Here is a 21,725-nt window from a genome sequence, read left to right on the forward strand (position 1 = left end):
ACGCAGGTTCATGGACTATATATCTAAAAGCATTTTAAAACAATCGTTTTGTGCTATTCATAATCGATTTGAGATCTAACTTGCATAGCTCGCAGCGCTTACAATATAAGTATGAAACATAACGAAACGGCAGACAAACACACTGCCGACCTGGAGGGAATTGCGATGATTACGAAAGGAAACCCATTCTCGCTCGACCAATATCAAAAAGAAGGCTACAGCGGCCCGATGCAAGGACTGACCCTGCAAGAAGCGGACACGTACTATCAGCATTTTTTCGATGTGCTGGAGCAGTCCAAATACGAGCCGGGTCCGACCAAAATGAATCTCTCGGCATGGCACCAACGCCATCACTGGGCGTACCAGCTCGCTACGCATCCGAGCATTGTCGGGGCGATGAAGCAAATTCTCGGCGACGACATCGTGCTGTGGGCGATGCATTTCTGGTATAAAGAGCCGAATAACGACAAGTTCATTCCATGGCATCAAGACATCAATTATTGGCCGATGGAGCCGGCGATCAATGCCACCGCCTGGGTCAGCCTCGGCTGGTCGATCCGGGAGAACGGCTGTCTGCGCGTCATTCCGGGCACGCACAAATCGATTGTCGAGCATGTATCTACCGGCACCAATGCCAGTGCATTTGAACAAGGCTTGCCGGCAGACGCGATCGACGAGTCCAAAGCGGTCGATTTGGAAATGTCCCCTGGACAAATTGCCTTTTTCAATGAAGCAACGTTCCACGGATCGGAGACGAACCGCTCCAACATTCCGCGCGTCGCGTTCTCTGTCCGCTATACGACGCCGGAAGTCAAGTTCAAGATGGACGAGTGGGGCGGCGATACGACCCGCATTCGCACTTATCTCGTCAGCGGCGAAGACAAATTTAAATTAAACGAGGGCATTCAAGGCATAGTGCCTGTACCTGAAAGTTAAGCAAACGTGCTACAATAATGGATATGCTCATTATTAGACCAAGTGCGAGGTGGCTGTTTCATGAACTCTTTTCAACTGATGATAGAATCTCTGGCGATCCGATTTCTGCACATCATTCAATATCCGCTGGACTATCGCTGGGGGAGCAGCCGCCGCACGCTTCGTCATACCGTGCTTTGGTACGTTCATCGTGGGAGCTTTCACCTGGAAATAGGCGACACGGCCTATCGCTGCGCCGAAGGGCAGGTATGCATCCTTCCGGCCGGCAGCCTCATCTCCTTCCGTGCTGTCTCCGATGAATTGCTGCTCACGAGCATCAACTTCGACGCGGAAGTGACGATGGTCAGCCACCGCAGCTGGGCGCAAGTGATCAACGCGCCTGTGCTGTTTGAAGGAACGTACCGCCACTTGGAACCGGTGCTGCAAGAAATGCTTCTGCACGCGGATAAATCAGCGCCATACGTGCACCTGCTGCAGCAGTCCGCGCTGCTGCGCATCCTGTATGAACTGCTGCACACCAGCACTGCCGGGGAATCTTTCTTCGCCTATACGCATGCGGACACCCGCATCCATACGATCATTCACTTCCTGAATGCGCATCCGCACCGCATGCCAGAAATTAAAGAGCTTGCCGAGCTTGTGCAGCTTAGCGAATCGCATCTTCGCAAGCTGTTTATCAAGCAAACCGGACAAGCTCCGCTTCATTTTGTACATAGCCTCAAAATCGAACAAGCGAAAAAGCAGCTGACGGCCAGCTCTAAACCCGTATCGCAAATCGCCTACGAGTTGGGCATCGACAACGCCAACTACTTCTCTCGTATGTTTCGTTTAAAAACCGGCCTCACCCCGTTGCAATACCGCCAGCAGTTCGGTCTGTGGCTGAACGATTAGCCGGTACTAGCGCGCCGTCCCGCCGTTTTCCAACGTCATCGTAAAGCTCGATTGCTTCCCTGTCTCCGCCGCCGTCAAATCGATTAAAAAGACGCGCTCACATTCGTCGTGATGACCGGCATGCTCCTCCATGGAGATTGACGCCTTCAGCTTTGCGGCATCATAGCGCAGCACGCGGCTTTTTCCCTCGGCTTCCAGCCGAATCTCCCCTTCTGCGGCAATGACCGGCTGCACAAGCGTGACAAAGCGTTCCGTAATCGCAGCCCCCGGCGTGCTGAACGTGAACGTATCCGTCAGGGTCAGCTTGCCTTCCACTTTATCCATCGCAAACTCCCGCTCCAAACTTTCCAGGCCATGAACCGTATACGCTTTACTGATGTCCAGCTTAAATCGGTCCTCGGTATCCGAAAGTGCGACGTTCAGCACTTGACCGGCATATGCCCGTCCCGCCTGTTGGAGCTCGCCGTTAATGATCGGCACGTTATGCCCCGCCGAGCTGTTGCATAGAATCGAATACCGCTCCGGTCCGAAATAGGCTTTCGTATATCGCCCCGATCCCAGATCGTCAAGCCATCTCACGCCGTCCGCCAGCCAAATGAAGTTGCCAATATCGTTATGATTATGCGGCTCGTCATTATGACCGCCTTTCGCTGCAAAGCTGACGGTCTGCTCGCCGGACTGCCATCTTGCGATCATCCACTGAGCTTCCGGCAGGAAGTCCGTGCCGAGCGCCATCCCTTCCCGCTCCCTCAGCAGCGGCTCATTCAGCCAAGCCACGCTGCGTAGCGTCTTGGCATAACGTCCGCAATGGTCGATCGGCGCTGCCAAAGGCTCAAGGGCAGGTACCCGGATGTCTGCAAACTGCTCGCCCAAGCGGCTGAAAATGCCCGGCTCCACGCCGCCGGTCCGCGAGCAGTCCGAGAAGTTCGCCACCTGATTCCCTTGCAGGAAGCAGCGCTGCGGAAACAGTGCAATGCGGCGAACTTTATCTGAAGTCTGCAGCAAATCCACCTTGCCGCCTGTCCGCTGCTTAAGCAGCTCCGAGAAGTAAACATAATAACCGAACCCGTAATACCAGTAATTCAAGCCTTCCAGGCAGGCGCCTTCATCGGTGAAGCCTTCCAGGAAGCACTCCATCGCATCCATCACCCGGGTCAAAATCGGCATCAGCACCTTGGAATCCGGAAGCAGGTAGATGGCGGCCATGCCCACGCTGCCGGCGCACACGGCCGACCAGTTAATGTCGCTCGTTTCCCACCAATACGCGCGTTTGACGCTCATATACGGAGTAACGACTCTGCGCATCGCTTCCCTGCGCGCACGGTTTACGACTTGCGGCTGCAGCCGGTCGCCAAGCAAATGGCACGTTTCGCTAAGCGCATGCGCCGTCTCGGCGGCGAAAAGGTCGATATGCTTGTCCTCTTCTCCTTCAAGGGCTGCATCATGGTTGCCCAGATGGGCCGGCAAACACCAGGTGAACTCGTCGCATATCGCCCAAATTGTATCTTCCAAGGCCGCAATATACGTATCTCCCTCATCTTGAAGCGCAGCGACAGCCAGCGAAGCCAAGCGGCGGCGGCGGTCGAAATACACGTGCTCAAATTCAATGCGCGTTCCCTGCGTACGATACAAATCAAATAAACGAAAAGGCAGTGCCTTAATCGGCTTCGTGACATAACTGTCTGCAATCGGCAAAATCTCGTCGTAAACAGCGGCAAGCAGCGGGCTTGCGTCTCCCGCCTGACGATTAGAACGTTTCAACTTTGCTTCTTGAAAAAGTGCAGCATGCTCCGCTTCATGAGCAAGCAGCGCTTGCAAGAATGATCGGCTGTTCATGGGCATCACCTCGAAATTTTTTCAGTCCTCTCTTACTATAATCCGATTCCAAGGAATTCACTAGCGTTAATTTTGACACAAATGTACGCAATTTTAACTTCTATCCCCCCTGCCTGCTTTGGGTCATAGTCGCCATCAAAAAGAAAAGCCGAGCCTCACAAGCTACCTCGTGATCTCGGCTTTGTTGCTTATGCAGTTCGAACGAGCGTTAATTCGTAATAGGCATTTAACAGTTTATCCAGTTCAATTGAAAGTTTCAAAACAGTTTCAGACAAGAGTCCATAAACGCGATAGGCAAGATTCAGCTCGTTACGCTTTGCTTCAATCTTTTGTTCCAAGTCACCCATTTGACCCATGTTGATCCCTCCGTATTTGAAATTTCCTTCCCGTGGATAAGTTAACCGTTATGTTGCCTATATCATAACTTAATATTGTTAAGAAAATATTAGCAAATGCTGAAAATTACCTATATTTGAAAATTTATTTAATGCCTGCAATTTTACCAACCGTTCACTACAACGCAGATGTCAGGTTGACAATTGTACGACTGCGCCTCCAGGAATCTCGACAGCATCGCCTTCCGCGCTAATCCAGACGGAAGTGGCCGACGGATTGTGAACGATTCGGCTGTCCGCGGAGAAACGAAGCCTGCCAAGCGCCTGCATATACGCTGCAATCTCGGCATTGGTCGCATACCAGATGTCAGCTTTGCCTCCTACTTTTTCCCCGAAGTGATCGATAAGCTCCCAATTGTTGTCATTCTCGAATTCGTAGCTGTGGCCCCATACATAGAACAGTGCCATGCGGGTATGCCGCTGCTCAAGCTGGACAAACTTGTCTGCAAGCTCAACCATCATCTTGTGATGGCAAGTCGGGTGCCAGCGGAGAAAATCTTTCGGCATATGGAAGCCTTGATGACTTTCCACGGTACGCGCATATTCGATGCCAAGCGTCGGCAGCATGGCGACGACTGCGTCGGAATGCGTGCCGAACGGATAGCTCATGCCGCGAACAGGATACCCGACAAGCGCCTCAAGCGCAGCACGGTCGTTCGAAATCTCATGAACGACCTGCTCCGCTGGCGATTGCTCCAGAAAAGGATGATCGATGGTGTGGGCCGATACCTCATGGCCTGCAAACAACGACTTGACTTCTGAAGCGGATATATAGCCTTCTTTACCTAAAAAACCGCTGTTCAAATGAAACGTTCCTTTCAGTCCGTATTCATTGAACTTGTCAACTAATCGGCGATCGTGGATTCTTCCGTCGTCGAAGCTTAACGTCAGTGCTTTCGTCAGCCCGTTCGGAAACCGATCAAAGCGAATACGCAGCATGTAGATTGCCCCCTTGAAACGTTTTAAGACCGATTCTCTCAGTCTACCAAAAATTTCATTTCAAGGGTAGCTGTTTGGGATAAATTATGAGAGCCACGCCGCCAAATGCTGTTTCACAAACTCGTCGTCATTCAGTTCGGGATAGTCGCGGTACATGCGGTCGATTTCTTCCGCTTGGCCTGGTGAGAGCTCCTCGTGCGGATTCAAGCACCATGTGCCTTTCATCAGTCCTTGACGGCGCAGCACTTCATGAATGCCCGGGATGCAGCCGGCAAAGCTGTGCGACGGATCGAAGAACGCGGCGTTCGTTTCCGTGACGGCGATGTTCCGCGTCAACCACTCGCGGTCAAGTGAGGCGTTGTCGCGCACCTGCTTGATTTCTTCCAGCAGTTCAACCGCTCTGCGCGTCCAGACAGCCCAGTGGCCGAGCAGGCCGCCGACGATGCGTTTTTCCACCGTTTGGCCATCCACTTGGAATTTATAGACCGTGAGCAGATCGTTCACGATGTTGTCGTCGTTGCCTGTGTACAGCGCGATCTCATCGCGTCTTGGCGAATAGCAGACCGCGCGCGCGACGTCGATGGTCTGGTAGCGGTTGAACGGCGCCATCTTGATCGCGACAATGCCCGGGATGCGGGCGAACTCTTTCCAGAAGTCGAAAGAGTAGATTTTGCCGCCGACCGAAGGCTGGAGATAAAAGCCGATGACCGGCATTTTCTCTGCGATGCGCGCGGTACGCTCGAGAATTTGCGCTTCGCTGTAGGCATTAAGGCCGCCCATGGACAGGAGGCCAGCGTCATAGCCAAGCCCGATTGCCGTATCGGCTTCGGCGATGGCTTGCTCGGTCGGGCCGCAGATGCCCGCCACTTTAATAAACGGGCGAGCCAGCTTCGCGCGATCGACCTCTTCGGAAGCCATGCGCAGCACGGTTTCAAACAGATTGTGCTGCGGCTCGCGGATTTCGAATTGCGTCGAGTGCACGCCGACTGCAATGCCGCCGGATCCCGACGCCATGTAGTAGCGGGACAGCGCGCGCTGGCTTTGCTCATCGAGCTGCCGATCGGCGGTGAGTGCCAGCGGATGCGCCGGAATGACAAGCCCGCCGTGCAGCGCTTCGAACTGCGATTGTGAGAGTTCTGGTCGCTTGGTCATTTAAAATTTCCCCTCCCGCTCCTGGAAATGCGTCGGCTTGTTGATCGTGCTGCCGCCATTCAGCGTCCACTCGGCAATCCAGTCCAGCATCTGGCCAAGGGATACGCTTGGATAGCCGAATTCCTGCATGCATTTCGACGCATTGCTGAGCAGCGCGGTCTCGGACTCTTGGCCGACGAACGTCGGCTCGATGCCGAGACGCTTACCGAGCTGCTCCGCTGCGTAGCGTACGGACACGGTCTCCGGCCCCGTTACGTTCAGGAAGTTCGCCGGGCTTTGCGCTGCGGCCAAGGAACGGATCGCGATTTCATTGGCATCCCCCTGCCAAATGCAGTTGAAGTGACCCATCGCCAGATTGATGGCGCGGCCTTCTTTGAGCGATTTGGCGAGCTCGAGCAGGACGCCGTATCGCAGGTCGATCGCGTAATTCAGACGGTAAATCAACACCGGTGTGCCGTTCTTGTGGCTGTAGTGCTCGAACATCCGCTCGCGGCCCAGACACGACTGGCCGTACTCGCCGATCGGCGCAGGGCTCATGCCCTCGTGCGCACCGCCGTAAGTAACCGGCGTAAACGGATACACGTTGCCCGTCGAGAACACGACGATGCGGGAGTCTTTATATTTTTCAGCGACACGTCCTGGCAAATACGCATTCATCACCCATGTAAAATGCTCCTTGCCCGTCGTCCCGAACTTCGTTCCCGCCATGTAGATCACATTTGGCACGTCAGGCAGTGCTTGCAGCGCAGCATCGTCCAGCAGATCACAAGCGATCGTCTCTACGCCGTAGGCTTGAAGCTCATCTTTGAGACCCGCTTCGGAAAAGCGTGAGACGCCAATCACTTTCTTATCGACGCCCGCCTCGCGAATCGCATTCATGGCAAGTCTCGCCAGGCTCGGTCCCATTTTGCCTCCGACGCCAAGCAGCATAATATCGCCTTCCAACTCTCGCATAAACTGAACCAGTGCCGCCGACGGCTTTGACATCGCCGCATCCAAATCTTCCAACGTTCTCATCGTTATCGTCTCCCTCTTCTGTATCAAGTTCGTGTGCTCTGAAATTAGTATACCTACGGCGAATGTTAAAAGACAAATCTTTAAAGTGTCTTTTAATGAGGGCGTGATGAGGGGAAGGGTGGAATGATTGAAGTTTGGAGACACGCTTCGGTGGCAGCTGGCTGGGGGCTGGGGGCTGGGGGCTGGGGGCTGGGGGCTGGGGGCTGGGGGGCGTGGATTCGATGGCTTCTGAGGGGCATGGGCGTTTCTGTGGCGGTTCGATAGTTGCTGCGGGGGCATGGGTTCGATGGTGGATGGGGGCATAGGCGTTTCTGTTACGGTTCGATGGTGGATGGGGGCATGGGCGTTACTGTGACGGTTCGATGGCGGCTGGGGGGCATGGGCGCTACTGTGACGGTTCGATGGCGGCTGGGGGCGTTACAGTGGTCTCCAACTAATCAAGCGTGAGAACCTACAAAACCTGCAGGTAAAATGCTTCAAACAGGGCGAATCGGAGCAAGATCCTGCAAAAACTACAGCAAAAAATCGAGGCCGCCCCCTTTATCCGAGCTGTTTTCCTCAATTTCAGCAAAAAGACATGTACAAAATGCAGGTCATGCTTTCATTTCGGCGTTAATCTTCCACATTTGCTGTAGGAAATGCAGTTCATCGCATGAGGAGAGGCCGGCTGCCGCCTCCAAGCAATGCCACAGCAGTGCGGCTGCGGGGCAGAGAGCAGTACTGCTGCTTGGGCGGATAGCCACGCGTACGCGGGGTGGACAACGGCGCGACTGCAAGCGGCAGCAGCACGGACTCCTCCCACGGCGACTACTCGCGCCAGAGATGAGCACGTCGGCTCACACCTGCTCGCCGGTGAACTTCTCCAGGAAGATGAGCCGGAACGTCTGCTTCGGCCGGCCTTTCGGCACTTTAATATAGCCAGTGATCGTGATCAAGCCATGGTCGATCCACTGCAGCAGCAGGCGATGCGTGCTTCGAACGGTGATGCCGAGGATGCTGGCGAGCTCATGCACCTCGAAGTCGAGCTTGCTGGTTCGGGCGACGGTCGCCATGAGCCGGCTGAGGTAGGAGGAGGTCATGCCGGCGTCCTCCGCGCTTTTGAGCAGAGCGGGATCGGTCACCGACAGATCCCGCGCGAGCGGGTCCGCCATCTCCAGCGGACCGATGAGGGTCTTGTCCTCGCGCACGATGAAGCACGTGTTGCCGCCCGCCTCCTTGCAGCGGCGGAGCGCAAGCCGCGCGTGGGTGCCCGCCTCGTTCGCGCTGCGCCCGAACCCGATGCCCATGCTCAGCGACAAGCCCATCGACTTCCACACTTCGCGCGCGAGGGGCACGGATTTGTAGCCGACGGTTTCCCGTTCAAAGATGCCGCGTGTCGTAAAAAACAGATACTCATCCGCCCCCAGATGCGTCAAATAGCCGTCAAGCGACTCGACGTAGTCGATGAGGTTGCGGTGAATGTCCAGCTTGAAGCGCTGAATATCGTGCTCAGAGCCTTGCTGCTGCAGCTTTTTGCCGAAATCGTCGACGTTCAGCATACCGACGAGAATTTGCGCTTCCTTGCTGCGGCGGGTTTCCGTAGACAGCAGCGCCCGCTCCAACGCAACGGTGATGTTCCCTTCCGTGGGCGTGATCCATTCGCACGGCACGTTGTCTTGCGCGAGGCGGTCTGCCACTTCTTTTTCCGTAGTCATCGCGCCTGCGCTCTTCCCGCTGCGGTACGCGTCCAGGTGAAACGCGATCAGGGATTCGGCCGACGGATAAGGCCCGCTATCAAAAACGAGAAAATTCGCGGGATTTTCGCCGATTTCTTTGACATGCTTGGCGATAGCCGAAGACGTGAAGGAATCGATCGTAAACTGCATGACGCCGGAGCTGCCTGCTTGCGCGCTTTTGAGCCTGTACAATGCACTGTACAAGCCCGTATCGGTTAACGGTAGCATATGGACGGGGAGCGAAGTCAGCACATGATCTTTGACTTTGCGATACAGGCCAGGCCCCGTTACGAGGAGCACCTCTACCTCGGTGAGCAGCTGCTCCGCCGCCATCGGCGCCTCCTCCGTGGAACACACCTGCGGGACGGGATGCAAGGACGGAAACGACGTGGCAATGACGCCTAACACTTTATGGACAAGGGCATCAGGCCCCACAAGGCCGATCGCAATCCGATTGGGAATATCCATGAACATACGCTCCTTATGTACGAGGGTAGCCGAGAACCAGCGGACCCGCTGCCCGGCTCAGATATGTCCAGTATACGCTTTTGGCCAACTAAAAGACAATTCTTTTTCACGTCTTTAAATGAATAGGAATGCCCCGCCTGCGCGTCTCTTTCAGGGAGGCGAGTTGGCAGATGGCATAAAGCCGATTCGAATGCAGACGTTCCGAAACGCGCCGAAAAAAACGCCGCCTATCATGAGGCGACGTCTAACGGATTATTCAGTTGACTTGAACATTTTGGACACGGCGCCGATCGACCCCAGCGTGCTGACGACGTCGGTCGGCAGAAAAATGGTAGAGGCGCTGCCTTTGGCCATTTCGGACAACGACTCAAACGATTTGTACGTCAGCACCTGCGACGTTAACCCCGCTTCGTTCAGCGCTTCGATCCGCGAGCGCTCCGCATTCGCGACGAGGCGGATCGCTTCGGCGCGCCCCATCGCCTCAAGCTCCTGCGACTTCTGCTTCGCCTCGGCGTCGAGAATCTGTCGACGCTTCTCGGCTTCCGCAGCCAGGACAACAGCGGACTGCTGCGCTTCCGCACGGAGCACGGTCGCTTGCTTTTCGCCTTCCGCCTGCAGGATGCTTGCCCGTTTTTCCCGCTCCGCACGCATTTGCTTTTCCATCGAGGTTTGGATGTCAATCGGAATCTCGAGCTGAAGAATTTCGACGCGGTCGATGCGGACGCCCCAATTCTCGGACGCGTTGTCCAGCGCTTGCCGCAGCTCTGCTTGAATGCGGTCGCGGTTGGACAAGATTTCGTCCAGCTCCATCTTCCCGATCGTCGAGCGCAAGGCGGAAGCGACGATATTATGAATGCCCTGCACGTAATTGGCGATGCCGTAAGTTGCCAGCTTCGGATCGACAACCGAATAGAACGTTGCCAGTTCAACGCCGATCGCAACGTTGTCTTTGGTAATCACGGATTGCGAAGGCACTTTTTCCTGCTGGATGCGCAGGTCGTGCCGGCTCCGGATGCTATCGATGAGCGGAATAATGATGTTGATGCCCGCGTTCAGCGTTTTGTGGAATTTGCCGACGCGCTCGACAATCGCCACCGTTTGCTGCGGAACGATACGAATCCCTTTGATCAAGAAGACGCCGACCAAAATAATGAGAATCAGAACCACAATTATGCCGACCATGCTACACCTGCCCTTTTTTCACATAGAGTTTGGACACTTTGACTTCCTCAATCGTCACAACTTCCCCTGCCGCAATCGGCTCTTCGGCAAACGCGCTCCACAACTCCGTATTTACTCTGACAAGTCCGCCTTCCCCTGGTACGATTTCGCGAATAACATGCGCTTTCTGCCCGACCAACTGACTAACGCTCGGCAGCGTTTCTTTGGACGCGGGAATGAGCTTGCGGCCCAAGGGCATTGCAAACGCATACAGCAGGAAAGCCGACACAGCGAATAGACCAAGCTGCACCCACACGGGTGCATGGAGAAGCGACGCAGCCATTCCCAGCAGCCCGCTGATACCGAGCACCAGCATGTAGAACGTGCCTGTAAACAGTTCCAAAATGACAAAGAACATAGCGACAATCAGCCAAATCAACCAGAGCACCTTGCAGGCCACCTCCCTTGTTCAGCAACAAGTCCACACTTACAGGTGTATGATGGGAAAAGGAGGAGTATGTCTGGGTTGGCGGCGTAAAGCGCATGATAGCAGCTAGCGTGCAGTGGAGATGTCGGGGAATGCTGAGAGGAACGTCATGTCGCTATTTGCACAGATTCGGTTGATTTGGGCAGCAGAGGGAGTGAGACGACCTTAATTGCGTCATTTTAAGCGAAATGGACGGCCCGGAGCCCGAATAAGATCACCTCGTTCCGCTTCTGGCTGGATACTGTGAATTTGACTGAAATAGCGGCATGTCGTTCCGTTAGTCCGCCTATTGGGAAAGAACTGGCCCGGCTCACCTCGATGCGCAAGCACGAAGACCGTTACTCACTCGAATCGCATAGGCATTTACCCCAAAGATAAACGACTTCGTCGTCCTCAACGGGACGGGAGCGTTTACGGATGGCATAGAACAACTTCGAGGATACGCTTTCCGATATGCGCAAAAAGACCGCCCTTCACACGAGGACAGCCCACTTAACGCTTGCCAAACCGCCTTTCAGCCCAGCTCCGCCTGGGCAAACGCCATAAAAGCGAGCAGCTCCGGATCGCTCGCGAACCCGCCTTGCGCCAGCTTGTCGCTGCCGCCGCCGCTGCCGCCAAAGCCTGCCAGATGCGCTTTGAAAAACGCGCCGCAACCCACTGCGCCCTTGCCGTTATGGGCGAGGACAATTTTATGGTCCAGCTTGGTCGCCAGCAGGACAACCTGATCCGTCATTGCGGTCATCTGCTTCGCCAAGCTCTGCAAATCCTGCAGCGAGTGATCTTCGAAGACGCGAGCGACTAGCCGTGCACATTGCGCCTCCTGCAGCAGCTCCTTCGCCATGTAACCGTGCAGCCCCTCTTTCAAGCGGGCAAGCTCGGCTTCAAGCGCTTTCTGCTCCCGCTCCCACTTGTCGAGGCGGCTTTCGATTTCGTCTTTGCCGGTTTTAAATCTCGCGGAAATCGCTTGAAGAATGCGCTGACTTGCCGTGAATTCCGCCAAAGCGCGGTGCCCGCAGAGGAAATACAGCCGCAGGTTCCCTTTCTGCTTCTCCGTCTTGAGCAGCTTGATCAAGCCGATCTCCCCGGTAGACGACACATGCGTGCCTCCGCAGGCGTTGTACTCCACGTCCTGCATCTCGACGATGCGGATGTTCGCCGTCAATTTCGGCGGCTTGACGACCGGCAGCTGCGCCAGCTCTTCCTGCGAAACGAAATAGCTTGAGATCCGCAAGTTGCGATAAATACGCTGATTCGCCTCCGCTTCGATCGCCGCCAGGTCGCCGGCCGTCAAGTCCAACCGATCTACATCGATGGTGCAATAATCAAGCCCGAGGTGAAAGCTGACCGTCATCGCCTGCACCAGATCCCGGCACACGCTGGAGAGCAGATGCTGCCCGCTGTGCTGCTGCATATGATCGAAGCGCAGCGGCCAATCGATCCGGCAATCCACATCCGTCTCCGCAGGGAAATGCGGCACGAGATGCAGCACGTCGGCTCCTTCCAAGCGCACGTCCAGCACAGGGACGCCTTGAATTTCCCCGCGATCACACGGCTGGCCGCCGCCATGCGGGTAAAACGCCGTCCGGTCCAGCACTACAAAAAGACCGTCGTCACGGGTTATTTTTTGAGCAATGACAGCCTTCCATGCCGTCGTATACGCAGATTCGTAATAAAGCTTCGTTGTCATGCGAATTTCCTTTCCAGTCGGAGACATGAGGGTTTGCTTGCCTATGTCCTACCATCATTCCATCTTCCGAAAAGGTTGTCAAATTCGCACCGTCAAGCTTTAACGAAGACGGTTTTAATTTCAGTATAAAACTCAATAGCCGCCTGTCCCTGCTCGCGGGAGCCGGATGAGGAAAATTTCATGCCGCCAAACGGCGCTTGCAGCTCAACGCCTGCGCTTTCCGCATTCACCCGCACCAGACCGGCATCCATGTCCTGAATGAAAGTGAGCATTCGTCCAATATCCCGCGTAAAGACCGAGGCGCTAAGGCCGTACTGTACATCATTGGCAAGGCGTAGCGCTTCCTCAAAGGAATCGACTTTCATGAGCGCCAGCACTGGGCCGAAGATTTCCTCCTGCGCAATCGTCATCTCGCTCGTGATGTCTTCAAAGACGGTCGGCTCCAGGAAATAGCCGTCTTCCAGGCCTTGAACCTGCCCGCCGCCGACCAGCAGCCGCCCGCCTTCCTTAACCCCTGTACGAATGTACGACAGCACGGTGTGGAACTGCTTCTCGCTGGCGCATGGCCCCATCCAGGTATCGCTCGCAAGTCCATCGCCGACTCGAATTCCCTCGACCTTCTGCAGAAGCTTCCGCTTGAACTCGTCATAAACGGCGCTGTGCACGATGACGCGGCTTGTTGCAGTGCACTTCTGTCCGGTCGAGCGCAAACCACCGCTGACCGTTGCTTCGACGGCAAGCTCGAGATCGGCGTCCTCGGCCACGATGATAGGATTTTTGCCGCCCATCTCCAGTTGGTATTTGGCCCCTCGGGCCAGTGCGGCGAGCCCGACTTGTTTCCCGACGCGACCCGAGCCGGTAAATGTAATCCCGTGGATGCCCGCATGCGCCGACATCCCACTTCCAATCGCTTCCCCGTCGCCGGTCACCAGATTAAGCACGCCGGCAGGCAGCCCTGCGGTGTGGAAGCATTCGACGAGCAGCGCAGCGGTCACAGCGCTTTCCTGCGCCGGCTTAAACACGACCGTGTTGCCGAAAATCAAGGCCGGCGCGATCTTCCACACCGGAATCGCCACTGGGAAATTCCATGGCGTAATCACTCCGACCACGCCGAGCGGCGCACGCGTCGTGAACATCAATGCCGCGCTGTCCGTAGACGGAATGACGTCTCCATTTCGGCGCATGCCCTCGCCGGCGTAATAACGCAAAATCGCGACGCCGCGCGCGGTCTCGCCTTTCGCCTCCGGCAGCGTTTTGCCCATCTCGCGGGTCATTGCTTCCGCGATTTCGTCCAGGCGGCGTTCCAGCTCATTCGCCGCCTTGAACAGCAGGTCCCCTCTCGCGGGACCTGCGAGCTTGCGCCACGGCAGCCGCGCAGCTTCGGCGGCGTTCACCGCCGTGTCCAGATCGGCGGCGGACGACTTTTGCACGCAGCCGACGATGTCATGTCGGTTCGCAGGGTTAAAGCTCGACTCCGTTTCGCCGGTGGAAGCCGACTGCCACACACCGCCGATATAGTTGAGATAGGTTCTCACCTGAGCATCTTGCGCCATCGCTTAGTACCCCCTGCCGTTATACTCGGTGACTGCGGCCAGCAGCGCTTTGACATAGCCAACCGCATAGGACCAACCGACCCAGCCGATGCCGGATGGGGAGGAATTATACGGGGCGCGGTCCATCTCGAGCGTTGTAATATGATCGGGGTTGATGCAGCCGGTATAGCCGACTTTGTGCAGCGCCATCAAAATTTTTGGCATATTCATATGCCCTTCGTCCAGCAGCGCCTCCTCAAATGCGCCCGCTGTCGCCAGGCTGCCGCGAATATTCCGGAAATGAACGAGGAAAATACGGTCTTTGCGTCCGTAGTGGAAAATTTCATCCAGGACAAGCGGCGTCCCGCCAGCTTCCCCGCGCGTCCCTACGCAGTACACGAGCCCTACGTTACGGCTCGGGAACGCATCGATCACCCGATTCAAGCCGAGACCGCCAAACGTCGTATTCGGATGCGGCGTGTCCGAAGGGTGGACCGCCAGCTTCACGTTGCAATCCTCCGCAAGCGGCACAAGCTTGGCATACACAGCGTCAAAACGCTGCCACCACGTTTCAAGCTCCGCCACACTCGGCGGCTGCTCGCGAGGGTTCCGCGCTTCCCCTCGCACAAGCGCACCACCACGATGCACAGCCGTATAGTCTTCGGACATACGCGGAAACACATCGCCGGCAAACCGCTGCCGCACTAGCGTAATCCCTGCTTCGCCGAACGCTTTGATCGCGTTTGCGCCATGTTCGAGTTGGATCTCCGCGTCCGGCTCGCCCGCCATAAAGCTGCTGGAAATGTCCGGCAGCGTCACCCGGTTGATCTCCATGCCGAAGGAGCGGATTCGCTTCCTGAGCTTCAGCAGACCGTCAAGATCCGGAAAGCCCATCTCTTTCACACCTGGAAAAGAAGAGCCGCGCGTAAAATCGATGCAATCCACGCCAAGCTGGCACATTTGTCGCAAATCGCTGTCTGACAGCTCGGTCGTCGGCACTTGAATGGATACTTTCATCATGATTCGTTCCTCCTATGCGTTAGTAATAGCGATAAGCTCATGACTGCGCTGAATGATGGCTTCCAACTGCGCATAATGCGCTCGTTCAACTGGAATCAGCGGAGCGCGAACGGTCAACCCGACAGGTATGCCAACAATTTCCATGCCGGCTTTAATGAGCGAGACCGCGTAGCCTTTGCGCTGTTGACGAATCCGATGAATCGGCAAAATGATTTCCTGGTAGATCTGCTGAAGCATCGCCTCGTCGCCAGCCAGCAGACATTCGTAATATTTACGAGAAACATGCGGGATATAGTTGGAGATCGCCGAAGAGTACGAACGGTAACCGATCGCGGAATAGGCCGGCATCGTCAGTTCGGCGAGCGGCATGCCGTTCATCCACTGGAGCCCCTTTCCGATGACCTGCACAAATTCAAGATTCAGCTCAAAATTGCCAAGACCGTCTTTAAATCCGATCACATTCGGGATTTGCGCCAATCTTTCCAACGTAGACAGCGTGAATACCGCATTGTCGCGCTGGTAGACGATGACCGGCAGGCTCGTAGAGCCGGCAATCGTCTGATAGTACTGAAACAGCCCCTCTTGTTCAGGTATAATTAAATAAGGTGGCAGCAGCAGCAGGCCGTCGGCACCGAGCTTCTCCGCCAATTGCGCGCGCTCCACCGCATCGCGAATGTTGCCGCCTGCGCCTGCAAACACGGGCACCCTGCCGTTCGTTTCACTAATCGCCGCTGTGAGAAGCTGTGCGTATTCGTGAACCGTCAGTGACTGAAATTCACCGGAGCCCGCGCCGACAAATATGGAATCCAAGCCATGGCTGACGAGGAATCGGACATTCGCCTGGAAGGCATTTTCATTTACTTGCTCCCGATTGTCAAACGGGGTAACCGGAAATCCCATAATACCGGCGAGCGAAATCGTATGTTCCTGATTCAATGCAAACAGCCCCTTTACAAGTTTTCTATTTCATTATAGAAAACCCTTTCAAGGGGCGTCTTTATAAAATCATGCCGTATTTTTTAAAAATTCCGTGCTATAATGAACGTCAATCTACCCAAGGAGCGAATCGTCCCATGCTGAATCCTACCGTATGTTCCCGCAGCAATCTGTATTTGAACCAGCATCTGGTGCAGCTCAAAGGCCAAACCGCTTCGCTGTTCATTCACTATTGGGGGGCCAAACCTCAGCATAAGGGCAATAGCCCGCATACACACTCTTTTTTTGAAATTTGCTACGTGCTGGACGGAGCGGGTGTCTATTATCATGACGGCGTGACGTATCCGCTTCGTACGGGTACACTGTACTGCTCCAAGCCCGAGAGCCGGCATTATATTCAAAGCGCTGAAGGGATGCAACTGCTGTTCTTTGCACTGGAGCCGATTGAAGCGGAATGCAGCGAGACCTTTCTCAGCGATTTTCGCCAGCTGTGCGGGCACGCTCACTTGTTTATCCCCAATGCCGACCAGAGTGCTCCTGCTCTGATCTGGCAGGCTCTGCTTCTGCAGGCTTCGCAAGCCAACGAGCGGAATCAGGAGCCGATTGCCCTGCTGGCCTATTCCCTCGTCCTGAGTTGTCTCAATTTGTTCCAGCATCATTCCTTTTCGCCAGATCCGGCGCTGCTGGCTGTCGTATCCGAATATGCCGGCACGCTCAAGCAAGCAAGGTCGTACATCCAAGCCCACTTATCGGAAAAAATCGCTATCGGCGATGTCGCTCAGAACGTCCATCTTTCCGAACGCCAGCTATCCCGATTCATGGCGGAGGAGCTGGGCCAGTCGTTCCCCTCCGTCGTCAAAACCGAGCGCATCAAGCGCGCCGCTTATTTGCTAGGCTACACGGATTTGCCGCTAAAGCAAATTGCCGAGGATACCGGCTTTGAAAGCATTCACTATTTTACCCAAGTGTTTACCCGCGAAATGGGAACGCCGCCAAGCGCATTCCGAAAAAAATGTTTGAATACCGAAGCCGTGGACGCCTTCATCCATACCTACTTGGCGCAGGTCGCCAAGCGTTATCATAAAGATTAGGCGCGCCGGCCGCTACTCCGCCCAGATCTGGCGCTCCGTAGTCACGGTTTCGCCAGTTGCGATCGCTTGCTCCATCATCATGCCCAAATAATGGTCCTGCGATGCCTCCGCCAAACTGTAGAAGCTCGGCCCGCCCGCCGCATACTCCGCCATGCGCTGCAGGCAGTCGGCAATCGCAATCTCGTCGTCGTACAGACGCGCCGGCGCAACTGGATTCTCGTACACCCAGCGCTCCCCGCATAGAATGCCCTTCAAATAATAGCCCTCAGGATTCTCCCATTCGCCTTTATTGATGCGCTGAAGTTCCAGCCGCTGCTCCGAGCAATCCGCCTGCTGCACAAGAACCCGCTGATCCCAAATTTCCCCGCGCTCTCCGCGCACGTTCAAATGATTGGACCTCGTCCAGGACCGATGCTGGTCTTTCGTCCAATCGTAAATGCCAAGCCGATCGCCAAAATCCAGCCACGCCATATCTCTCTGCAGCGGAATCAGCTTGTCCTCCGTCGGCGGGCCGCTGCGTGTCGGGCCGTTCACCCATTGCGAGCTAAAACGCGTGCCGCGAATAACGGCGTTCTCGTACGTGACGCCCAGCATTTTGCGCATGAGGCTGATTGCGTGGTAAGTCTGGGAGATGGACACCGTCGTCTCGGTAATGCGGCCCAGCCGGCCCGAGCGGATCAGCGCAAGCCGTGCCTGCTGGACGGGATGCAGCCAGTACTGCTCGGCAACCTGGACCTTTGCCCCGCGCAGCGTCAGGCGCTCATGAAGCATTTGCAACCCGTCAAGATCGGGTGCTGGCGGCGTTTCGGACAAAGCCGGAATGCCATGCTCGGCAAGCTGCACGAGGTAGTTCGGGCACTCCGCCCAACCGACAGAGACAACCGCAAAGCTCGGGCGTTCTTTCGCAAGCAACGCCTCCAGCGTACGGTAAGTAGCCACGCCCCATTGGGCTTCCATCGCTCTGCCTTTCGCCTCGTCACGGACGACCAGGCCGCTGATCCGGAAGCGTTCGGGCAGCGCCGCCGCAATCCGTAAAAAATATTGGGCGCGAAACCCCGCCCCGCCGATAATGCTGAATGGAATTGCCATACAATCCGCCTCCTCATCGTTAAGCACTCCTTCTATTGTAGCCCCTTCGATCGCCCCCTGTCGACTTCCTCTCATGGACTGGCTGTTTGTGACAAACTGTAAAACTCTTACTGATTTTCTAAATTCGCCGACAAATTTCCTGATACTTCGCAGCGCGATCTTGATAAGTTAAGCTTAAGCACAAAATTAACTGGACGGAGGGTGTCCACATGATTTCTCTGAATGATAAGCCCATGCATCTCGATCAATTCGCCAAGCTGATCCAAATGGACGAACATCGACTATCCCGCATCTGTCAAGGGATTGAGAACAATGGCTACGTGTTCAACCGCAACGAACAGGGGCATATCGATTTGTCGGAGAGAGATATTACGGTTGTTTTAAGCTTTTGCTTGTAAACCTAATCGGGGTCTTCCTAAAAGGGAAAAGCCTCTCGCTTTGCCAAGCCGGCAGAGTGAGAGGCTTCTTTAAATGTCTACGATAGCTCTTCGTAATCCCAATAATCAAAATCCGCATGCAGACGCGTTCCCCGCAAATCCTGCGCGCACAAGCCCGCGAACGCTCCCGTGAACGATAGTTTCCCCCGGTAGCTGTCGGCGAGATTGCCCGAATAGAGATCAGGGCCGATCGGCAGCCAGTTCGAACCGTCGAGACTATAAGAGAACTGAATGCGCTCAACTTTCATCGTCGCTTTCAAATGCACACGCTCGCCTTCCGGAATCGGCACGTAAGCATCCAGCTCGGCATACTGCCCTTGGTCGCTGACGATAATCGCCAGATGCTTGCCGTGCTCCTCATCCCGGGAGATGCGCAGATAATAGTGGTCGGCATCGTCGTAATAGAGCACAAGCCCCGCCATCTGGGTAAAAGCCTCCGGCTCGTAGTCCACACACGTGCGGACCTCGCACTCGAAGCTCTCGATCCGCCTGGCCACCAGGCTCTGTTGGTGCAAGGACATCAGCGACTCCCGGCCTCTCAGGCGCAGGAAGCCAGGACGCTCGGTCAAGCTGAGCCACGACGACGCCATTGGCACCCGCAGCGAATGCCAATGCACGCCAAGCGTCGGCGCGTCAAAATCGTCCCGCACCGGCTCTGGGGCGAACGGATCCGGCGGCAGCGAGGTGTCCGGGATCGCGAGCTGCGGCTGCTTTCCGCCGCCCGCGAGGCGCAGCCAGCCGTCTTCGGTCCAGACGACCTTTTGCAGCGACGTCTCCCTGCCCAGCGGACTGAGTCCGCTTCCGTCAGGCAGCGGCCGCAGGCAGATGAACACCATGTACCAGTCTCCGTGTTGCGTCTCGACCAGCGAGCCATGTCCTGCATTTTGCAGCGGATGCTCCGGCGACTCTCGAGTTGTCATCAGAGGATAGTCGGGATCGACTTCATACGGCCCGTCAATCGACGTTGCGCGCATCAGCGTTGCCGCATGCATCGGACCTGTGCCGCCTTCAGCCAGCAGCAAATAATAGTAGCCGTCCTTGCGGTACACCATCGGACCTTCCGTTACGCCAAGATCCGTCCCCTTCGTCACCAACTTGATGTCGCCGATCAGTTTGCCCTCCTTGGGGCAGAACTCCTGCATGACGATGCCAGCGAAGCGATTCCGCCCCTGCCGGAAATCCCATTGCATATTGAACACATATTTGCGCCCGTCCGCGTCATGGAACAGGAAATGATCGAAGCCGCTGGCGTTCAAATAAATCGGTTCCGACCAAGGACCTGTGATCGACGGTGCCGTTACGACGTAATTGTGCAAGTCTTTGTAGACGCCTTTGCGACCGACCACATTCGTGAAGCACAGGTAGAAGGTGCCGTTATCATAGCTTAGCGATGGCGCCCAAATGCCGCCGGAGCTGGGCACGCCGCGCAAATCAAGCTGGCTCACCCGGTCCAAGGGGCGGGTTAACGGCCGCCAATGCTTTAAATCTTTGGAATGATGAATGACTACGCCGGGAAACCATTCGAACGTGGATGTGGCGATGTAATAGTCGTCGCCGACCCGAAGAATCGAGGCGTCCGGATGGAAGCCGCGCAGAATCGGATTGTGAATCATATGCTCGCTCTCCTTTGCCGGGAAACCTCTACCACAGGTACAGATCGTTTCCTTTTAATTTGAAAATCGCTTCCATAAAATAGTAATCGCCATAAATGATCGCATGATGGTGACTCGCCGCATGGTAAGCACCGGAACCGTACTGCAAGATGCAATCGCTGTTCCCCGTCCAGTCGCTGCGGGCATCCAAGGCTTTAAGCAGCTTCATCGCCGCGTCCAGGTAGAGCGGCTTCTCGTACTCCCCGACGACCTTGGCCATTTCGATAAGTCCGCAGGCCGCAATCGCCGCCGCCGTGTCGTCCTCGCGCTTCGGCTCCTTCGGCTGCCGGAAATCGACCGGAATAACGCCATCCGCCGGGATATTCGCGATAAAATAGTTCGCAATCCGCTTCGCGGTATGCAGGTACTCCTCCTTACCTGTATGGATGTAGCTCATCATAAAGCCATACAGCGCCCATGTCTGGCCGCGTGTCCAGGAAGAGCCTTCCTCGTAGCCTTGGCCGCCGTATGTTTTCACGACGCCGCCGTTAAACGGATCGAACTCGACAATATGATTTACCGAGCCGTCCGGGCGGACGAACGCCGTCATCGCCGTATCGGCATGCTTCATCGCGATTTGCTTGAAGCGCGGATCGCCCGTTTCCTCGGACGCCCAGTACAGCAGCGGGATGTTGAACATGCAGTCGATGATCGCCCAGCCGCGCGTATCGGATCCTTCCAGATCGTTCCAGGCGCGGATAAAGCCGCCCGCCAGATTAAAGCGCCCTGCGAGCAGGTTGGCTGCGTGCAGCGCTCTTTTGCGCGATTCAGGATTCTTGGTTACGCGGTAGTTCGCCACGCTCGTCGGCAGCCACATAAACCCGACGTCGTGATGCAGTCCGTAGTAATCCTCGAAACACCGATCCAGCTCCGTCTCGGAAAACTGGGCAATTTCTTTATACTTCTCGTCGCCTGTTTCATGATGCATCAGCCACATCATCCCACCCCAGAAGCCGTTCGTCCACCAGCAAATGCCGTCGGTTTCAGTGCCTGTCGGGTTGTCCACGATGCGGTTGTCGTGCGTCCCATCAATCGTCGTATATGGAATTTTGTTTTTTGATTTTTCGCTGACCCACGCCATTTTCGTTGTGAGCTTGCCAACTACGTCCTGCATCCAGGCTTGTTCTTGTACGTTTAACATGCGATATGTCCACTTCCCTTTTGAGATTGACCTGCTTGGTCGTTGTTCAACCAGTGTAGTTCATCCGACTTGGGAAGAAAATGCAGTTTTTAAAGACGGACGTGCGCTTTTTTTGTGACTTTGCGCGCTAATGAAGTCGGCAG

Annotated in this window: 20 protein-coding genes; 5 read left to right on the top strand and 15 right to left on the bottom strand. The window is 55.6% G+C overall.

Features of this window, described 5'->3' with window-relative positions:
• Nucleotides 1-165 precede the first annotated feature (165 nt).
• Nucleotides 166-936: a phytanoyl-CoA dioxygenase family protein gene (locus tag ABE504_RS08020; protein WP_430086828.1), complete on the top strand. Its 771-nt coding sequence runs from the start codon at nucleotides 166-168 to the stop codon at nucleotides 934-936.
• A gap of 60 nt (nucleotides 937-996) precedes the next feature.
• Nucleotides 997-1,827 (top strand): helix-turn-helix domain-containing protein, encoded by an 831-nt coding sequence (locus tag ABE504_RS08025; RefSeq protein WP_430086831.1) that lies wholly within the window; start codon nucleotides 997-999, stop codon nucleotides 1,825-1,827.
• Nucleotides 1,828-1,833: 6 nt separating this feature from the next.
• Here the strand turns inward: ABE504_RS08025 and ABE504_RS08030 are convergent, their stop codons facing one another.
• The 5 genes from ABE504_RS08030 to ABE504_RS08050 form a co-directional block, all read right to left on the bottom strand.
• Nucleotides 1,834-3,663: a hypothetical protein gene (locus ABE504_RS08030; protein ID WP_430086833.1), complete on the bottom strand. Its 1,830-nt coding sequence runs from the start codon at nucleotides 3,661-3,663 to the stop codon at nucleotides 1,834-1,836.
• A gap of 188 nt (nucleotides 3,664-3,851) precedes the next feature.
• Nucleotides 3,852-4,019 carry a Spo0E family sporulation regulatory protein-aspartic acid phosphatase gene (locus ABE504_RS08035; RefSeq protein ID WP_430086836.1) on the bottom strand — a complete coding sequence of 56 codons (168 nt, stop codon included), beginning with the start codon at nucleotides 4,017-4,019 and terminating at the stop codon, nucleotides 3,852-3,854.
• A 171-nt stretch (nucleotides 4,020-4,190) separates the two neighbouring features.
• A complete protein-coding gene (locus tag ABE504_RS08040) occupies nucleotides 4,191-4,997 on the bottom strand; it encodes a polysaccharide deacetylase family protein (protein ID WP_430086839.1) in 807 nt (268 codons plus the stop codon).
• A gap of 84 nt (nucleotides 4,998-5,081) precedes the next feature.
• Nucleotides 5,082-6,149, bottom strand: a complete 1,068-nt coding sequence (locus ABE504_RS08045) for a dihydrodipicolinate synthase family protein (protein WP_430086843.1) — start codon at nucleotides 6,147-6,149, stop codon at nucleotides 5,082-5,084.
• Complete coding sequence (locus ABE504_RS08050; RefSeq protein WP_430086846.1) at nucleotides 6,150-7,166, bottom strand: NAD-dependent epimerase/dehydratase family protein; 1,017 nt, start codon at nucleotides 7,164-7,166, stop codon at nucleotides 6,150-6,152.
• Nucleotides 7,167-7,289: 123 nt separating this feature from the next.
• Here ABE504_RS08050 and ABE504_RS08055 point away from each other — a divergent pair, with 123 nt between their 5' ends.
• On the top strand, nucleotides 7,290-7,430 hold the full coding sequence (locus ABE504_RS08055) for a hypothetical protein (RefSeq protein WP_430086849.1): 141 nt from the start codon (nucleotides 7,290-7,292) through the stop codon (nucleotides 7,428-7,430).
• Nucleotides 7,431-8,002: 572 nt separating this feature from the next.
• Here ABE504_RS08055 and ABE504_RS08060 read toward each other — a convergent pair.
• The 7 genes from ABE504_RS08060 to kdgD form a co-directional block, all read right to left on the bottom strand.
• Nucleotides 8,003-9,349: a hypothetical protein gene (locus ABE504_RS08060; protein ID WP_430086852.1), complete on the bottom strand. Its 1,347-nt coding sequence runs from the start codon at nucleotides 9,347-9,349 to the stop codon at nucleotides 8,003-8,005.
• Between the two features lie 252 nt (nucleotides 9,350-9,601).
• Nucleotides 9,602-10,531 carry an SPFH domain-containing protein gene (locus ABE504_RS08065; RefSeq protein WP_430086854.1) on the bottom strand — a complete coding sequence of 310 codons (930 nt, stop codon included), beginning with the start codon at nucleotides 10,529-10,531 and terminating at the stop codon, nucleotides 9,602-9,604.
• 1 nt (nucleotide 10,532) lies between these two features.
• A complete protein-coding gene (locus ABE504_RS08070; RefSeq protein WP_430086857.1) occupies nucleotides 10,533-10,958 on the bottom strand; it encodes an NfeD family protein in 426 nt (141 codons plus the stop codon).
• A 553-nt stretch (nucleotides 10,959-11,511) separates the two neighbouring features.
• Nucleotides 11,512-12,684 (bottom strand): alanyl-tRNA editing protein, encoded by a 1,173-nt coding sequence (locus ABE504_RS08075; RefSeq protein ID WP_430086860.1) that lies wholly within the window; start codon nucleotides 12,682-12,684, stop codon nucleotides 11,512-11,514.
• Nucleotides 12,685-12,776: 92 nt separating this feature from the next.
• Nucleotides 12,777-14,237: an alpha-ketoglutaric semialdehyde dehydrogenase GucD gene (gucD, locus tag ABE504_RS08080; RefSeq protein ID WP_430086863.1), complete on the bottom strand. Its 1,461-nt coding sequence runs from the start codon at nucleotides 14,235-14,237 to the stop codon at nucleotides 12,777-12,779.
• 3 nt (nucleotides 14,238-14,240) lie between these two features.
• Nucleotides 14,241-15,236 (bottom strand): mannonate dehydratase, encoded by a 996-nt coding sequence (locus tag ABE504_RS08085; RefSeq protein ID WP_430086865.1) that lies wholly within the window; start codon nucleotides 15,234-15,236, stop codon nucleotides 14,241-14,243.
• A 12-nt stretch (nucleotides 15,237-15,248) separates the two neighbouring features.
• Nucleotides 15,249-16,172 (bottom strand): 5-dehydro-4-deoxyglucarate dehydratase, encoded by a 924-nt coding sequence (gene kdgD, locus ABE504_RS08090; protein ID WP_430086867.1) that lies wholly within the window; start codon nucleotides 16,170-16,172, stop codon nucleotides 15,249-15,251.
• A 137-nt stretch (nucleotides 16,173-16,309) separates the two neighbouring features.
• Between kdgD and ABE504_RS08095 the strand changes: the two genes are divergently transcribed.
• A complete protein-coding gene (locus ABE504_RS08095; RefSeq protein WP_430086869.1) occupies nucleotides 16,310-17,263 on the top strand; it encodes a helix-turn-helix domain-containing protein in 954 nt (317 codons plus the stop codon).
• Nucleotides 17,264-17,275: 12 nt separating this feature from the next.
• On the opposite strand, the gene ABE504_RS08100 is transcribed toward ABE504_RS08095, so the two are convergent.
• Nucleotides 17,276-18,352: a Gfo/Idh/MocA family protein gene (locus ABE504_RS08100; RefSeq protein WP_430086871.1), complete on the bottom strand. Its 1,077-nt coding sequence runs from the start codon at nucleotides 18,350-18,352 to the stop codon at nucleotides 17,276-17,278.
• 209 nt (nucleotides 18,353-18,561) lie between these two features.
• On the opposite strand from ABE504_RS08100, the gene ABE504_RS08105 reads away from it, so the two are divergent.
• The gene (locus tag ABE504_RS08105; protein ID WP_430086873.1) at nucleotides 18,562-18,750 is read left to right on the top strand and encodes a hypothetical protein; all 189 of its coding nucleotides are present in this window, start codon (nucleotides 18,562-18,564) and stop codon (nucleotides 18,748-18,750) included.
• Between the two features lie 77 nt (nucleotides 18,751-18,827).
• Here ABE504_RS08105 and ABE504_RS08110 read toward each other — a convergent pair whose 3' ends face one another.
• Nucleotides 18,828-20,402 (bottom strand): glycoside hydrolase family 43 protein, encoded by a 1,575-nt coding sequence (locus ABE504_RS08110; protein ID WP_430086875.1) that lies wholly within the window; start codon nucleotides 20,400-20,402, stop codon nucleotides 18,828-18,830.
• A gap of 28 nt (nucleotides 20,403-20,430) precedes the next feature.
• Nucleotides 20,431-21,582, bottom strand: a complete 1,152-nt coding sequence (locus ABE504_RS08115; protein WP_430086878.1) for a glycoside hydrolase family 88 protein — start codon at nucleotides 21,580-21,582, stop codon at nucleotides 20,431-20,433.
• Nucleotides 21,583-21,725: the final 143 nt, after the last annotated feature.

The organism is Paenibacillus oryzisoli (genome assembly GCF_050467285.1).
Classification (GTDB): domain Bacteria; phylum Bacillota; class Bacilli; order Paenibacillales; family NBRC-103111; genus Paenibacillus_E; species Paenibacillus_E oryzisoli_A.

Bases quoted from the DNA above. Each gene is read 5' to 3' on its own strand.
- ABE504_RS08045 (WP_430086843.1), bottom strand. From the start codon at position 6,149: ATGACCAAGCGACCAGAACTCTCACAATCGCAGTTCGAAGCGCTGCAC.
- gucD (WP_430086863.1), bottom strand. From the start codon at position 14,237: ATGGCGCAAGATGCTCAGGTGAGAACCTATCTCAACTATATCGGCGGT.
- ABE504_RS08075 (WP_430086860.1), bottom strand. From the start codon at position 12,684: ATGACAACGAAGCTTTATTACGAATCTGCGTATACGACGGCATGGAAG.
- ABE504_RS08115 (WP_430086878.1), bottom strand. From the start codon at position 21,582: ATGTTAAACGTACAAGAACAAGCCTGGATGCAGGACGTAGTTGGCAAG.
- ABE504_RS08030 (WP_430086833.1), bottom strand. From the start codon at position 3,663: ATGAACAGCCGATCATTCTTGCAAGCGCTGCTTGCTCATGAAGCGGAG.
- ABE504_RS08060 (WP_430086852.1), bottom strand. From the start codon at position 9,349: ATGGATATTCCCAATCGGATTGCGATCGGCCTTGTGGGGCCTGATGCC.
- ABE504_RS08100 (WP_430086871.1), bottom strand. From the start codon at position 18,352: ATGGCAATTCCATTCAGCATTATCGGCGGGGCGGGGTTTCGCGCCCAA.
- ABE504_RS08105 (WP_430086873.1), top strand. From the start codon at position 18,562: ATGATTTCTCTGAATGATAAGCCCATGCATCTCGATCAATTCGCCAAG.
- ABE504_RS08085 (WP_430086865.1), bottom strand. From the start codon at position 15,236: ATGATGAAAGTATCCATTCAAGTGCCGACGACCGAGCTGTCAGACAGC.
- ABE504_RS08095 (WP_430086869.1), top strand. From the start codon at position 16,310: ATGCTGAATCCTACCGTATGTTCCCGCAGCAATCTGTATTTGAACCAG.
- ABE504_RS08025 (WP_430086831.1), top strand. From the start codon at position 997: ATGAACTCTTTTCAACTGATGATAGAATCTCTGGCGATCCGATTTCTG.
- ABE504_RS08065 (WP_430086854.1), bottom strand. From the start codon at position 10,531: ATGGTCGGCATAATTGTGGTTCTGATTCTCATTATTTTGGTCGGCGTC.
- ABE504_RS08040 (WP_430086839.1), bottom strand. From the start codon at position 4,997: ATGCTGCGTATTCGCTTTGATCGGTTTCCGAACGGGCTGACGAAAGCA.
- ABE504_RS08110 (WP_430086875.1), bottom strand. From the start codon at position 20,402: ATGATTCACAATCCGATTCTGCGCGGCTTCCATCCGGACGCCTCGATT.
- ABE504_RS08050 (WP_430086846.1), bottom strand. From the start codon at position 7,166: ATGAGAACGTTGGAAGATTTGGATGCGGCGATGTCAAAGCCGTCGGCG.
- ABE504_RS08020 (WP_430086828.1), top strand. From the start codon at position 166: ATGATTACGAAAGGAAACCCATTCTCGCTCGACCAATATCAAAAAGAA.
- ABE504_RS08055 (WP_430086849.1), top strand. From the start codon at position 7,290: ATGATTGAAGTTTGGAGACACGCTTCGGTGGCAGCTGGCTGGGGGCTG.
- ABE504_RS08035 (WP_430086836.1), bottom strand. From the start codon at position 4,019: ATGGGTCAAATGGGTGACTTGGAACAAAAGATTGAAGCAAAGCGTAAC.